The sequence below is a fragment of the Dyella sp. KRB-257 genome (assembly GCF_049445995.1).
Classification (GTDB): Bacteria; Pseudomonadota; Gammaproteobacteria; order Xanthomonadales; family Rhodanobacteraceae; genus Dyella_A.
Genome location: NZ_JBMSDZ010000038.1, coordinates 1 through 13608 on the forward strand (window position 1 = coordinate 1; position 13608 = coordinate 13608).

Here is a 13608-nt window from a genome sequence, read left to right on the forward strand (position 1 = left end):
ACACCAAACGCACCGGCCGGCCCGGCTGGGACACGCTCTGGTATGGCTGGTTCCGGCTGCAGGAACGGCTGGAGGGCTATTGGCTCAGCAAGCAGATACCGGCGGAGATGTGATCAAGAGACAGCCCCTTGGGGAGAGGGCTGGGGTGAGGGGGCCAATCTCGCAGGAAACCAACAAAGGAGCGTTCAAGGATGGAACGCCAACACGTGGAACGGGCGCGCGGACTGCGCCGGAACATGACCGACGCGGAGCACGCGCTCTGGTATCGATTGAGAAACCGCGCACCGGGAGGCCATCGGTTCCGTCGCCAGCACGATATCGACCCGTACATCGCCGATTTCGTCTGCAGGGAGGCCATGCTGGTACTGGAGATTGACGGCGGCCAGCACGGCGATCAGCAGGATTACGACGCGCGACGCACGGCCTTTTTTGCAGTCCCGGGGCTACCGCGTGCTGCGTTTCTGGAACAATGACGTATTGACGAACATTGAGAGCGTGCTCGAGGTGGTATGGAGGCCTTGGCGAGCGCGGCCCCTCACCCCAACCCTCTCCCCAGAGGGGAGAGGGAGTAAGCCTCAGGTACACCATCGCATTCCGGTTGCGACGGATGAACCCTCTCCCCGCCGGGGAGAGGGCAGGGTGAGGGGCCAACCTCACCGTGACCGTCCATCGGGCTCCAGGCAAGGCAAGCAGCAAAGTGACCCACACCATCCAACCACGCCTCACCCAGGTTTTCCGCTTCCTCGGCACCCGCTACGCCGACGGCATGGCCGAGCTGAGCTACGCCTTCGACGACGGCGAGCCCCTGGTCGAGCGCATCCGCTTTCCTGCCGCTCCGGTGCTGCCCCCAGCGCGACAGGCCGCGTTCGACGCCGCGCTGAAGCTGCTGCACCTGGTCGCCGGCGTGAGCTACTACAAGGCCGGCGTGCCGCCGCAGATCGAGGTGGCGGATGGTCCGCTGGACGATGCCACCGCCGATCTGCTCGACGCGCTGTACCTGCACGGCCTGGCCGAGTTCGCCTATCGCAACGGGCTGGACCTGCGCGGCCGCATCAAATTCCCGCGCGGCTCAGCATCTCCCTCTCCCCGCCGGGGAGAGGGTGGGGGTGAGGGGCCAATCGCACCCCAAGCTCCACCACTCAACCTACCGAAACGCACCCTGGTGCCGATCGGTGGCGGCAAGGATTCGCTGGTCGCGGTGGAGGCGATCAAATCCATCGGTGGCAACGCCACCGCGGTGTGGGTCGGCAACTCCCCGCTGATCGCCGCCTGCGCCGAGCGCACCGGCCTGCCCACGCTGAACATCCAGCGCGAGCTGGCGCCGGAGCTGTTCGAGCTGAACCGGCTGGGCGCGTGGAACGGCCACATCCCGGTGACCGCGGTGAACTCGGCGATCCTCGCCGTGGCGGCCATCCTCTACGGCCACGATTCCATCGCCTTCGCCAACGAGCGCTCGGCGTCGGCGGCGACGCTGGAGTACGAAGGCCAGCAGGTGAACCACCAGTGGAGCAAGGGCTACGCCTTCGAGACGCTGCTGTCGGACTGGCTGCACTCGCACGTGGCGGCGGATCTCGACTACTGCTCGCTGCTGCGTCCGTATTCGGAGCTGGCGATCACCCGCGCGTTTGCCAAGCTCACGCCGTACTTCGACAGCTTCTCAAGCTGCAACCGCAACTTCCGCATCCTCGGCCCCAGGCCGGCCGACCGCTGGTGCGGTCAGTGTCCGAAATGCCATTTCGTGTTCCTGGCGCTGGCGCCGTTTTGCCCCAAGCCGCGGCTGCTCGCCATCTTCGGCCGCAACCTGCTGGACGACGAATCGCAGGCCGCCGGCTTCGACGCGCTGCTGGAATACCAGGATCACAAGCCGTTCGAATGCGTGGGCGAGGGCGCCGAGGCGCGTGCCGCGATGGTCGCGCTGAGCCGGCGGCCGGAGTGGGCCGAGGATGCGCTGGTCGCGCGCTTCCGCAGCGAGATCCTGCCGCAGCTCGACGTGGCGCAGCTGGCGCTGGAGCCGTGGCTGGCGCCGTCCGGCGAGCATCACGTGCCGGCGCGGCTGCAGCCGGCGTTGGCCGCCATCGGCGGACCCAACCCATGACCTGCAGGAGCGCACCCTGTGCGCGACCCGGCATGGATGTGCAGAAAAGCAGTCGCGCACAGGGTGCGCTCCTGCAGGGGGCGGGCCGTGCGTATCGCTGATCTGGCGAACCGGCGCGTCGCGGTCTGGGGCTTCGGCCGCGAGGGACGCGCGGCGATCGCCGCGATCCGCGCGAGCCTGCCGCACCTGCCGCTGGCGCTCTACTGCAGCGAAGGCGAGGTCGAGGCGGCGCGCGCGTTCGATCCCGCACTGGCCGTGTACGGCCACGAGCCGGACGCGGCGGCGCTGTCCGCCTACGACGTGGTGGTGAAGTCGCCGGGCATCTCGATCTACAAGCCGGCCGTGATCGCCGCGCAGGCGCAGGGCACCGTGTTCACCTCGGGCACCGCGCTGTGGTTCGGCGAACACATGGTTGAAGGGCAGCCTGCGGCACGCGTGGTGGCGGTCACCGGCACCAAGGGCAAGAGCACCACTACCGCACTGCTCGCGCACCTGGCGCGATCCTTGAGCGTGCGCACCGCACTGGCCGGCAACATCGGCCTGCCGTTGCTGGAGCTGCAGGGGCAGTCGGCCGAGCTGTGGGCGATCGAGCTCTCCAGCTTCCAGACCGGCGAGGCCGGCCCGGTCGAACTGGCGGTGATCACCAGCCTGTACGAGGAGCACCTGGACTGGCACGGCTCGCGCGAGCGCTACGTGGCCGACAAGCTCAAGCTGGGCGACGTGGCGCGCACGTTGCTGGTGAACGGCCGGCAGCCCAACCTGCTGGCGCACACTGCCGGCCACCCACAGCGACACGTGTTCGGCGATGTCGCCGGCTGGCACGTCGCCGACGGCTTTATCCGCTGCGGCGATCGCGAAGTGTTTCCGGTGGCGCAGCTCGGCGTGCCCGGCCTGCACAACGCGCTCAACGTCGGCGCCGCGCTGGCGGCGCTGGATCTGCTTGGCTACGACGCGCTGGCCGCGGCGCCAGCGCTGGCCAGCTTCCGCCCGCTGCCGCACCGGCTGCAGCCGCTCGGTCGGCACCACGGGCTGGACTGGATCAACGACTCCATCGCCACCACGCCGCCGGCAGTGGTCGCCGCGCTGGAAAGCCTGCCGGGGCGCGCCGTGACGGTGCTGGTCGGCGGCTACGACCGCGGCGTGGACTGGGCGCCGTTCGTCGACTACGTGCAGGCGCATCCGCCGCAGACGATCGTGTGCATGGGCGCCAACGGGCCGCGCATCGAGGCGGCGCTGCGCTTGAACATGGTCGCGTGCCCGGTGCTGCGCGTGGCCGACCTCTCCGCCGCGGCCGACGAGGCGCGTGCGCATACGCCAGCGGGCGGCGTGGTGCTGCTGTCGCCCGGCGCGCCCAGCTTCGACCAGTTCAGGGATTACGCCGAACGCGGCCGCCGCTTCGCCACGCTGGCCGGCTTCGCCGTCGAGGCCACCGGCATCGATGGCCTCGGCATCCGCTGACGCGCCGGCCGCCTGCCCGCTGTGCGGCGCGGCACGCTTCGGCGGGCGGGTGGAGAGCGTGGACCGGCGCGTGATCCTGCTGCGCAAGCCGGGGTGAGGGGCGGCGTGGGCCGAGACAGATCGGGCAGGGCATCCGCAGTGGCCGGACTGGCCGCTGCATGATGTGCGGCTTTTCGGGCTGGGGATGCACGGCCGTCGGGGCTGAAGCGCTGAAGCCCCTCCCACAGGACCTCGCGGACCACGCACCTTCGGTGGGAGCGACTTCAGTCGCGACGTCGGGGCTGAAACGCTGAAACCCCTCCTACAGGGGCGGCCCGCCCGCGAGCGCTGTCGAGATAACCCGACACGCCACGGGAAATGTGACGCCAGGAGGGGCTTCCAGCCCCGACCGCGACCTCGCCAGCGCCGGCATCGACGCATCTCGCGTCCGCCACTACAGTGGCGTTCCCGCATCCAGACCGCCCATACCGATGCCCCTGCTCCGCCGCGTCTTCGCGCTGTTTCTGTGGATGCTCCTCGGCAGCACGTGGCCCGCCCACGCCGACGTGGCGAATGCCCCGGGCGCCAACCTGCAGGTCACCGTGATCACCTACGGGCCGGGCGATACCTACTGGGAGCGCTTCGGCCACATCGCCATCGAACTGCGTGACAGCCAGGACGGCGAGGCGATCAGCTTCAACTACGGCGTGTTCGATTTCGACGAGAAGGGCTTCCTGCTCAACTTCGCGCGCGGCCGCATGCACTACCTGATGGACGCCGAGCCGACCGCCGTGGACACCGGCTGGTACGTGCAGGCCGGTCGCTCGATCACCCGCCAGCGCCTCGCCTTCACGCCGGAGCAGGCCGCTGCGCTGCGCGATTTCCTGCTGTGGAACCTGCGTCCGGAAAACGCGCGCTACGACTACGACTACTACGTCGACAACTGTAGCACCCGCGTGCGCGACGCACTGGACAAGGCCCTGGGCGGCATCCTCAAGACCGCCCTCGCCGCCCGCCCCGGCAGCATGACCTACCGCCAGCAGACCGATCGGCTGATGAGCGCGCAACCGTGGCTGATGCTGCTGCTCGACCTGGGCCTGGGGCCGTACGCCGACCACCCGCTCAGCGGCTGGCAGGAAGCGTTCATCCCGATGGCATTGCAGCGCGAGCTGCGCGCGGTGCAGGTGCCGGACGGTCACGGCGGCCACTCGCCGCTGGTGATCGAAGAACGCCAAGTCTCGCCCAACCGCGTGCAAGCACCGCCACCGCAAGCCCCCGACCTGCGCGGCCCGATGGCGCTCGCCGGCGCCGCGCTTGCCATGCTGCTGGTGATCGCGCGCCGCCGCGTCCCGCTCCTGTTCGTGCTGCTCGCCGTCACCTGGCTGGTGTTGGCCGGGCTCGCCGGCCTGCTCATGCTCGGCCTGTGGACCCTCACCAGCCACCACTCGGCATGGGCCAACGCCAACCTGCTGTTGTTCAATCCCCTGGCGTTCGTGCTGATTCCCGCGATCTGGCGCAGCCGGCGCGGCGTGGCCACGCCGCGCCGGGTCGATGGCCTGCTGATGCTTCAACTGCTGGCCGGCCTGCTCGCCATCGTGCTGCACCTGCTGCCCGGCGTGGTCCAGCAGAACCAGCCGTGGCTGCTGCTCGCGCTGCCCGCATGGCTCGCGCTGGCGTGGTCGCTGCGATCTGCGTGCCACGTGCCGCGCTGAGTTCCGCCATTGCCCGGCCGCAATGCGCAGGGGCATGATGCGTCGATGCTTCCCACCACGACCTCCAGGACCACCGAGCCCGTGCCCGCCAGCGGCATGGTGATCAATTGCGTGGCCTACCATCGCGACGGCAAGCGCATCGGCGACATCACGCTCGACGCGATCAGCGACGTGCTGGAGCAACCGGACACCTTCGTCTGGGTCGGCCTGCACGAGCCGGACGAACCACTGCTGGAGAAGCTGCAGGAGGAGTTCGACCTGCACGACCTGGCGATCGAGGACGCGCACCACGCTCACCAGCGCACCAAGATCGAGGCCTACGGCGACTCGCTGTTCATCGTGGTGCAGACCGCCCAGCTGGTGGCGGGCAAGCTCGCCTTCGGCGAGACGCACATCTTCCTCGGCCCGCGCTACCTGGTCACCGTGCGCCACGGCGCCTCGCTCTCCTATGCGCCGGCGCGGCGCACCTGCGAGCACTCGCCGGAACTGCTCGCCCTCGGCCCGAGCTACGGCCTCTACGGCGTGCTCGACTTCATCGTCGACAACCTGCTGCCGATCGTGCGCGACTTCCGCGAGGAGCTGCAGACACTGGAACAGGATATCTTCGCGGAAACCTTCAACCGCGAGACGGTCAGGCGCCTGTACGACATGCAGCGCGACCTGATGACCCTGCGCCTGGCCGTCGCGCCAATGCAGGACGTGATCAGCCAACTGGTGCGCCTGCACCCCAACCTCATCCCCGACGACCTGCGCGCCTACTTCCGCGACGTCTACGACCACGTGTTCCGCGTCAACGAGTCGGTGGGCGCCATGCGCGAAATGCTCGGCGCCACCATCAACATCAACCTTTCGCTGGTCACCTTCGGCCAGAATGAAGTAATGAAGAAGCTCGCCGGCTGGGCCGCCATGCTCGCCGCCCCCACCCTCATCACCAGCTGGTACGGCATGAACTTCCACCACATGCCCGAACTGGACAGGCCGTGGGCCTACCCCGCGATGATCGTGCTGGTGATCGCCGTGGTCGGCGGCATCTTCACCTGGCTGCGCAAGTCGCGCTGGCTGTAGAACGAGCAGCCCCTGTAATTGGAGGGACTCGCCCCCGGCCGAGGCGTCGAGGCGCCGCGGTGGCATGCTTGAGATAACCAACATTTCGTGCGGACGGTCGCGCCGGGGGGTGGAGATCCTGCTGGAGCCGGGCCCGGGCGCGCAGGCCTGGGCGCGTGCGTTCCAGGTCGCCGGCAAGCGGGTGCGGTTGTTGCCCGCAGCGGGTGGCCGAGCATAGGAGGGGCTTCAGCCTGAGGTTTTCCCGCTTATTTTTGTCTGTTGAGCGGCGGGGAAATCGCATCGGCAGGCAGGTCGGGAGGGCGGATTTGATGGAGGGAGAGGCCCGTGCAGCCATGGAGAATGAACTCCTTGCCGATGCGCAGGATTGAGTCGTGTTGCCTTTTCGATGAGGTGGGTTTCAGGAAGTGATCCAGTCCGCGGGTGATGACCTCCAAGCCGGATGCTGCACGCATGACGTGGACTCCTCACGGCTTGAATGTCGCGAGGAAAAAACCGCGTCATGCGCGTGGTTTTTGCCGACATTAACCGGCAAGCAACTTGATTACTATTTGTGGGGAAACCTCAGGCTTCAGCCCCGACGGCCCGGCCTCAGGTAAAGAGCGTCGCGACTGAAGTCGCTCCCACAACCGCGCCCTCGGCCACAACCGCGCATCAGTGCTCCGCGAAGATCACCGCCGACGTCATGCCGACGGCGATACGGGGTGGCTCAGCCTCTCAGGCCGCCTTGCGGCGCGCCTGCAGACGGATCAGCCCGGCGATGTCGACGATCAGGGCCACCGAGCCGTCGGCCAGGATGGTGGCGCCGGACACGCCCGACACGCGGCGGTAGTTGGCCTCCAGCGACTTCACCACCGCCTGCTGCTGGCCGATCAGGCCGTCGACGAACAGGCCCACGCGGGTGCCGTCGCCTTCCACCACAATCATCAGGCCGTCCTCGATCGCCTGCCTGGCGCCGGTGCAACCGAAGGTCTCGTGCAGGCGGATCACCGGCAGGTATTCACCGCGGAAGCGGAACAGCTCGCCGCCGCCGACCACGCTGCGCACCGCGTCGGGCTTGAGCTGCACCGACTCCACGATGGACACCAGCGGCACGATGTAGCACTCCTGGCCCACCGCGGCGGTGAGGCCATCGATGATGGCCAGCGTGAGCGGCAGCACGATGGTGAAGGTGCTGCCCTTGCCCGGGGTGGTGCGGATGGTGACCGTGCCGCCGAGGTCGGACACGTTGCGGCGGACCACGTCCATGCCCACGCCGCGGCCGGAGAGGTCGGTGGTGACGGTCGCGGTGGAGAAGCCGGGCTGGAAGATCAGCTCCGCCACCGCGTCGTCGGCCATCCCCTCACCCGAGGAAATCAGTCCGCGCTGGATCGCCTTGGCCACGATCGCCTCGCGGTTCAGCCCGGCGCCGTCGTCGCCCACTTCCACCACGATCGAGCCGCCGCGATGGAACGCCTCCAGCCGCAGCGTGCCCTGCTCCGGCTTGCCGGCGGCGCGGCGCATGTCGGGCATTTCCAGGCCGTGGTCGATCGCGTTGCGCACCAGGTGCACCAGCGGATCGCCGATCTTTTCCAGCACCGTCTTGTCCAGCTCGGTGTGCTCGCCGTGCATGTCCAGCCGCACGTGCTTGCCCAGCTTGCCGCTGAGGTCGCGCACCAGCCGCGGAAAGCGGTTGAACACCGAGCCGATCGGCAGCATGCGGATGCCCATCACGCTTTCCTGCAGCTCGCGCGTGTGGCGCGCCAGCTGGGTCAGGCCTTCCTGCAGCAGGGCCAGCTTGGAGGCATCGAATTCCTCGCGGAACTGGTCGAGCATCGACTGGGTGATCACCAGCTCGCCGACCAGGTCGATCAGGCTGTCGATCTTGTCGATCGACACGCGCACCGAGCTGGACTCGGCGTTGACCACCGGCGTCGACTCGCGCGCCGCGCGCGCCGTGGCCGCATCGGTGACGGTGGCCTTGGGTGCCGCGGCGGCGGCCGGTGGGGCCACCACGTGCAGCGGTTCGATGGCCAGGTCGCACTCGTCCTCCACCCAGTCGAACACGCCCTTGATCGCCTCGCGCGTCACCTGCCCGCGCAGCTCCATGGTCCAGCCGATATGGCACTGCGAGACATCCAGCGCATCGAGCGCCGGCAGCCGATCCAGCTCGGCCGTGACGCTGAGCTCGCCCAGCGCCCTGAGCTCGCGCAGCAGGCGCAGCGGATCGTTGCCGCTGGCGGCCATGCCCGGATGCGGACGGAAGGCGATCTTCCACGCATCGGCATGGTCGCGGGCGCGGCGCGCCCTGACCTGCGTCTCGGCGGCGCGGCCCATGATCGCGGCCAGTTCGCCGCGCAGGCCCTCGGCCACCTCGTCGTTCAACGGCTGCCCGGCCTGGGCGCGGGCGAACATGCCACGCAGGCAGTCCAGCGTGCGCAGCAGCAGCTCGATGATCGGCTTGTCGATGGCGCGGCGGCCGTCGCGCAGCTCGTCGAGCAGCGATTCGGCCTCGTGGGTGAACGCGGCCATCTCGGGAAAGCCGAACGTGGCCGCACCGCCCTTGATCGAGTGGGCGGCGCGGAAGATGGTGTGCACCAGCTCCTTGCCGCCGCCCTCGTCCAGCGCCAGCAGCGCCGTTTCCATGTTGTCCAGTCCCTCCAGGCTCTCCTCGAAGAACACCTGGTGGAACTGCGCCATGCTGACGTTGGCCATGAGGGCTTCTCTCCGGCTCAGCCGAGCACGCGGTTGACGGTGGCCAGCAGTTGCTCCGGATCGAACGGCTTGACCAGCCAGCCGGTGGCGCCGGCGGCCTTGCCTTCCATCTTTTTGTCGGTGTGCGACTCGGTGGTCAGCATCAGGATCGGCACGCCCTTGTATTCGGGCAGCGTGCGCAGTTCGCGCACCATCGCGATGCCGTCCATCACCGGCATGTTCACGTCGGCCAGCACCAGGTCGTACTTGCCGACCCTGGCCTGGTCCAGTGCGAGCTGGCCGTTCTCGGCCTCGCTCACCTCATGGCCCGCGCCGCGCAGGGTGAAGGCCACCATGCCGCGCATCGACGCCGAATCGTCCACTGCAAGAATCTTTGCCATCGTCCACCTCGTTTCAGGCCGGCCGGGCGGCCGGCAGATCCAGTTCGCCGTCCAGCCCGAGCAGGCTGGACGCCTCGCGCAACACGTCGCTGGCGGCACTCCAGGTCACCGCGCAGGCCCCCGCCGCGGCCGCGCGGCGGAACGCCACCAGCAACTGCATGGCCGCGCCGTCCACCTTCTCCACGGCGGCGCCGTCCAGCGCCGCGGCACCGCCACGGACGGCTTCGCGCAGCTGCGGCGCCAGCGCATCGAGCGCGCCCAGCCGGCAATCCGCCGGCAGCGCGATCGCCGCCGCCCTGACCTGCCTGCCCTTCGATGACGCCTTGCCAGCCATGCGCTTGCCCCGTGGCCGTGCCGGCCGTGACTTCGTTCGGAGCCTGTATCGGCCGCAGTGGCGAGGGCTTTAGGGCATCCACTTCGCCACGGTCACAGACACTGGATCCCGGCTTTCGCTGGGATGACGGGCAGGTTTGAGGCAGTCGGGGACTTGAGCTGTGGCCCGTCTGCCTTTGCCGTCATCCCAGCGAAAGCTGGGATCCAGTGCCTCTGCACCGATCCCGACGAATGCTGGATCGACGACGGCACGAACGCCCCGTTCATCCCCGCTAAAGTTCCCCCGCCCGCCGCCGTTATCCCCGACAAGTCGTCGTGTATCCGCACGACCATCGCCGTGGGGCGAAGGAGCCTCGCATGATCATCCAGCCCACCAGCCTCGCCGCGCTCACCTGGCTCGGCGCCGCCTCCGGCACCACCGCGGAGAGCTGGCGCATCGGCGTGGTGTTGTCCGCGCGCCCGCTCGGCGTCACCGAGCAGGGCAAGCTGGTGCTGCAGATCGGCGCCATGGTGGTGGAAGCGGACATGCCCGGCGGCCAGCAGGGCTCCTTGCCCAACCCGCAAACCCCGTACAACCCGCTGCCCACCGGGCAGGCATCCACGCCGCTGCCGGCGCAGTTCCAGGTGCGCGTGCTCAGCCTGGGCACCCAGCCCACGCTGGAAGTGATGCTGCCCAAGGCCGGCGATTCGGTGGCGCAGGTGGCGCTGCGCGAGCGCCTGCCGCAGCAGGACGGCTTCGCCCCGCTGCTCGCCACCGTGCAGGCGCTGGCCCAGCGCCCCGTGATGCGCCAGCTTCCCGCCGCGCTGCGTCCGGCGCTGGCGCAACTGGAACAGGCCATGCGCACGCCCGCCGACATCACCACCGGCGCCGGTCTGCGCGAGGCGATCCTGCGCAGCGGGCTGTTCATGGAATCGAGCCTGGCGCAGACCCCGCTGCTCGCCGCCGGCGTGGGCGAGGACGACTGGAAGGCCGTATTGCTCAAGCTCTCCAACCTGCTCGACAGCTACGCGCCGCCGCGCGGCAGCCCGCTCAACCCCGGCGCCGCCGGCAGCGGCAACGAAACCGCCCCGCCGCTGCTGCAACGCGGCCTGCAGGCGCAGGCCCGCGCCGCGGCCACCGCCGCCGGCCTCGCCACCCTCACCGGCGAAGTAGACACCGCGCCCCTGCTCGGCCAGCTGCACACCGCCGTGCGCGCCGCGCTGGCACGGGTGGAAGTGGCCCAGCTCGAAGCGAGCACCGTGCCCGCGTGGATCACCGAGATCCCCATCAAGGGCCGCGACGGCAACGACGTGCTGCAACTGCAGCTGGACTACCCCACCGACGCCGCTCCCGATGCCCCGCGGCAGTGGACCCTGGGCTTTGCCATCGACCTGCCCACGCTCGGCCCGGTGCAGGGCGAGCTGCAGTTGCACGACCTGCGCCTGTCGGTGCGGCTGTGGGCCGAGCGCGCCAGTACCACCGAGCGGCTGGAGCAGCAGTTCACCGCGCTGCGCCAGCGCCTGTCCGCCTGCGGCCTGCTGCTCGACCAGCTCAGCTGCCAGACCGGCCTGCCACGCGCGCACGGTCGCCACAGCGCCCACCTGCTCAAGGCCACCGCATGACCCAGGCCCTTCCCGATCCCCGGCGCCGGGTGACTTTGAAACTCACCAGCGGCCGCAGCGACGCGCCCGTCGCCGCACCGCGCGCCCCCGCCGAAACGCTGGACCTGCTGCTCGCCCGCGCCCGCGACCAGGGCATTCCGCTGCACCAGGACGCCCAGATCGCCAGCCTGCTCGCCGCCCTGCGCCTGCGCGACGACGTGCCCGGCACCCTCTACGCCGCCGCCGCCTCGGTGCTCGCCTGCGTGTACGAGGCGTCGGGCGAAACACTCTGAGCCAACCAGCGCGATGGGAACGCATCAGCCCCGAAGCTGCGCAGCAGCAACGTCGCGGCTGAAGCCGCTCCCACAGAACCCCGCGCGCGGCGATCCCCTGTGGGAGCGGCTTCAGCCCCACAGCCTTCATCTCACCCTGTCGCCGGGACTGCCGCCCTCACCGATCCAGCGGACTGACCACGCCCATCCCGCCCCGGTTGAGCACGTGGGTGTAGATCTGCGTGGTGGCCACGTCCTTGTGGCCCAGCAGCTCCTGGATCGTGCGGATGTCCTGGCCGGCCTCCAGCAGGTGCGTGGCGAACGAATGGCGCAGCGTGTGGCAGGTGGCTGGCTTGGCGATGCCCGCTCGATCGCGCGCCTGCTTGATCGCCCGCTGCAGCGTCGATTCATCCACATGATGGCGACGCTCCACGCCATCACGCGGATCGACACTGCGCGCCAACGTGGGAAACACATACTGCCAACCCCAGTCAGCCGCCGCGCCGCGAAATTTGCGATCCAGCGCATCCGGCAGCCAGACCCGGCCGAAGCCGGCAGCCAGATCCCGTTCGTGCACGCGTCGCGCCTCGGCCAACTGCGCGCGCAGTGGATCGACCAGACTCAACGGCAACATGGTGCGGCGATCCTTAGCGCCCTTGCCTTGCCGCACCACGATCTCGTGGCGCTCGAAATCCACGTCCTTCACCCGCAGGCGAACGCACTCCATCAGCCGCATGCCCGTGCCGTACAGCAAACTTCCCATCAGCCAGTGCACGCCGCGCAGTTCACCCAACAGCGCGCTGGTCTCGGCGCGAGTCAGTACCGTAGGCACCCGCTGCGGCCGCTTCGCCCGCTCGATGCCGTCCAGCCATGGCAACTCCACCCCCAGCACCTGCTTGTAGAGAAATAGCAACGCCGACAACGCCTGATTCTGCGTGGACGCCGACACCCGACCACGCACCGCCAATCGGGTAAGGAACCGCTCGATCTCCTGGGCACCCAGATCCCGCGGATGGCGTTTGCCATTGGCTAGGATGAAACGCCGAATCCAGCCGACATAGGCCTCTTCGCTGCGTATGGACATATGCAGCCGACGCATCCGATCGCGCACCTGGTCGAGCAACTTCGGCGACTTCGCCCCCTCCGCGCTTGCCTGAGCCCCCTTGCCGTGGAACGATGCCATACCTACCCCCACCGCCGATAAGGGTTGCAAGATTAGGCCGCAGGATTAGGCTGCACCGAGCAGCGCAAGTCGTTGAATGTTGTAGGGGAGTACCGCGGTGACAGGTGAAGTTCCCGGGGATAGGCCGCAGGATTAGACTGCGTTTTGCAATCCACATAGCGTTAGTCGGTAGCTCGTGTTGGTCTTTCGTGTCGTGTGTTTCGCCCAGCTTCGCGCTGGCTTGTCGTCTCTCGCCGCAGCAGCACTCCGCGCGGCATTGCGGCAATGCCCTCCGCTTTCAAAGCTGGTAGTTTGTGGGGGTCGGTTGCTCGTCGTTCTGCGCTCATCCAGGCCAACAGCCTCGCCCAAGCGCACCGCGTCGCAACCGTCTAACTTCTCGTCCAAGCGGACGGCTGCGCCGCCGCTTAACTCAAGCGTTAGATGCCACCATGTTCAAAGGAACATTTGTCATCCTTGTCGTGCTGAACTTGGTGGCGTTCTACTTCAGCGCCGAGAGATTCCTCATATCCCTTGCGCCGCCGCACCTGCTCGGCGAGTGCACTCAAGGTGCGCTGAGCCAGGCTGTACATGAGGCTAGTGACGCGATGCAAAACTTTCTTATCCCGGCCGCGATGTGGCTAGTTGGGGCAGCGCTGGTAGATCTCGTCTTTACTGGTATCGTCATCTTCCGCAGGTCCGGCAACGGCACCTAACCAGTCATCCAAGCGGACGGCTGCGCCGCCGCTTAATTCCAGCGTTAGACGTCCACAGCAACAGAGCTGGGAGATTGCGAATGAGGAAACTTCTGGCCCTGATCGCGGCAGCCACGGTTTCGGCTTTCACCGGCGACACCCAAGCACAAACATCAGTGCCGCATAGC

Annotated in this window: 12 protein-coding genes and 2 pseudogenes; 9 read left to right on the forward strand and 5 right to left on the reverse strand. The window is 68.5% G+C overall.

Annotated features, from left to right (window positions below; genetic code table 11):
* Positions 1 to 236: 236 nt before the first annotated feature.
* The 6 genes and pseudogenes from ACO2Q2_RS16900 to ACO2Q2_RS16925 form a co-directional block, all read left to right on the forward strand.
* Positions 237 to 362, forward strand: a pseudogene (locus tag ACO2Q2_RS16900) (DUF559 domain-containing protein); the annotation flags it as partial.
* Between the two features lie 335 nt (positions 363 to 697).
* Positions 698 to 2095, forward strand: a complete 1398-nt coding sequence (gene murL, locus ACO2Q2_RS16905) for a UDP-N-acetyl-alpha-D-muramoyl-L-alanyl-L-glutamate epimerase (protein WP_423257422.1) — start codon at positions 698 to 700, stop codon at positions 2093 to 2095.
* Positions 2096 to 2182: 87 nt separating this feature from the next.
* Complete coding sequence (gene murD, locus ACO2Q2_RS16910; RefSeq protein ID WP_423257423.1) at positions 2183 to 3553, forward strand: UDP-N-acetylmuramoyl-L-alanine--D-glutamate ligase; 1371 nt, start codon at positions 2183 to 2185, stop codon at positions 3551 to 3553.
* Between the two features lie 470 nt (positions 3554 to 4023).
* Positions 4024 to 5244, forward strand: a complete 1221-nt coding sequence (locus ACO2Q2_RS16915; RefSeq protein WP_423257424.1) for a DUF4105 domain-containing protein — start codon at positions 4024 to 4026, stop codon at positions 5242 to 5244.
* Between the two features lie 45 nt (positions 5245 to 5289).
* Positions 5290 to 6309 (forward strand): magnesium and cobalt transport protein CorA, encoded by a 1020-nt coding sequence (locus ACO2Q2_RS16920; protein WP_423257425.1) that lies wholly within the window; start codon positions 5290 to 5292, stop codon positions 6307 to 6309.
* 109 nt (positions 6310 to 6418) lie between these two features.
* Positions 6419 to 6533 (forward strand): annotated as a pseudogene (locus ACO2Q2_RS16925) (IS110 family transposase); the annotation flags it as partial.
* 21 nt (positions 6534 to 6554) lie between these two features.
* Here the strand turns inward: ACO2Q2_RS16925 and ACO2Q2_RS16930 are convergent.
* The 4 genes from ACO2Q2_RS16930 to ACO2Q2_RS16945 all read right to left on the reverse strand — a co-directional run bounded on the left by ACO2Q2_RS16930 (position 6555) and on the right by ACO2Q2_RS16945 (position 9714).
* The gene (locus ACO2Q2_RS16930; protein ID WP_423257433.1) at positions 6555 to 6761 is read right to left on the reverse strand and encodes a hypothetical protein; all 207 of its coding nucleotides are present in this window, start codon (positions 6759 to 6761) and stop codon (positions 6555 to 6557) included.
* Positions 6762 to 7023: 262 nt separating this feature from the next.
* Positions 7024 to 9000, reverse strand: coding sequence for a chemotaxis protein CheA (locus tag ACO2Q2_RS16935; protein WP_423257426.1), 1977 nt, complete (start codon positions 8998 to 9000; stop codon positions 7024 to 7026).
* Positions 9001 to 9017: 17 nt separating this feature from the next.
* Positions 9018 to 9380, reverse strand: a complete 363-nt coding sequence (locus tag ACO2Q2_RS16940; RefSeq protein WP_423257427.1) for a response regulator — start codon at positions 9378 to 9380, stop codon at positions 9018 to 9020.
* A gap of 13 nt (positions 9381 to 9393) precedes the next feature.
* Entirely contained in the window at positions 9394 to 9714 is a 321-nt protein-coding gene (locus tag ACO2Q2_RS16945) for an STAS domain-containing protein (RefSeq protein ID WP_423257428.1), read from the reverse strand.
* Between the two features lie 356 nt (positions 9715 to 10070).
* Between ACO2Q2_RS16945 and ACO2Q2_RS16950 the strand changes: the two genes are divergently transcribed.
* Together ACO2Q2_RS16950 and ACO2Q2_RS16955 are read left to right on the forward strand one after the other, a co-directional pair.
* Positions 10071 to 11315 carry a flagellar hook-length control protein FliK gene (locus ACO2Q2_RS16950; protein ID WP_423257429.1) on the forward strand — a complete coding sequence of 415 codons (1245 nt, stop codon included), beginning with the start codon at positions 10071 to 10073 and terminating at the stop codon, positions 11313 to 11315.
* Positions 11312 to 11587 (forward strand): EscU/YscU/HrcU family type III secretion system export apparatus switch protein, encoded by a 276-nt coding sequence (locus ACO2Q2_RS16955; RefSeq protein ID WP_423257430.1) that lies wholly within the window; start codon positions 11312 to 11314, stop codon positions 11585 to 11587. Before ACO2Q2_RS16950 ends, ACO2Q2_RS16955 begins: the two co-directional genes overlap by 4 nt.
* A gap of 157 nt (positions 11588 to 11744) precedes the next feature.
* Here the strand turns inward: ACO2Q2_RS16955 and ACO2Q2_RS16960 are convergent, their stop codons facing one another.
* Positions 11745 to 12749 carry an integron integrase gene (locus tag ACO2Q2_RS16960; protein WP_423257431.1) on the reverse strand — a complete coding sequence of 335 codons (1005 nt, stop codon included), beginning with the start codon at positions 12747 to 12749 and terminating at the stop codon, positions 11745 to 11747.
* Positions 12750 to 13177: 428 nt separating this feature from the next.
* On the opposite strand from ACO2Q2_RS16960, the gene ACO2Q2_RS16965 reads away from it, so the two are divergent.
* Entirely contained in the window at positions 13178 to 13441 is a 264-nt protein-coding gene (locus ACO2Q2_RS16965; protein ID WP_423257432.1) for a hypothetical protein, read from the forward strand.
* Positions 13442 to 13608: the final 167 nt, after the last annotated feature.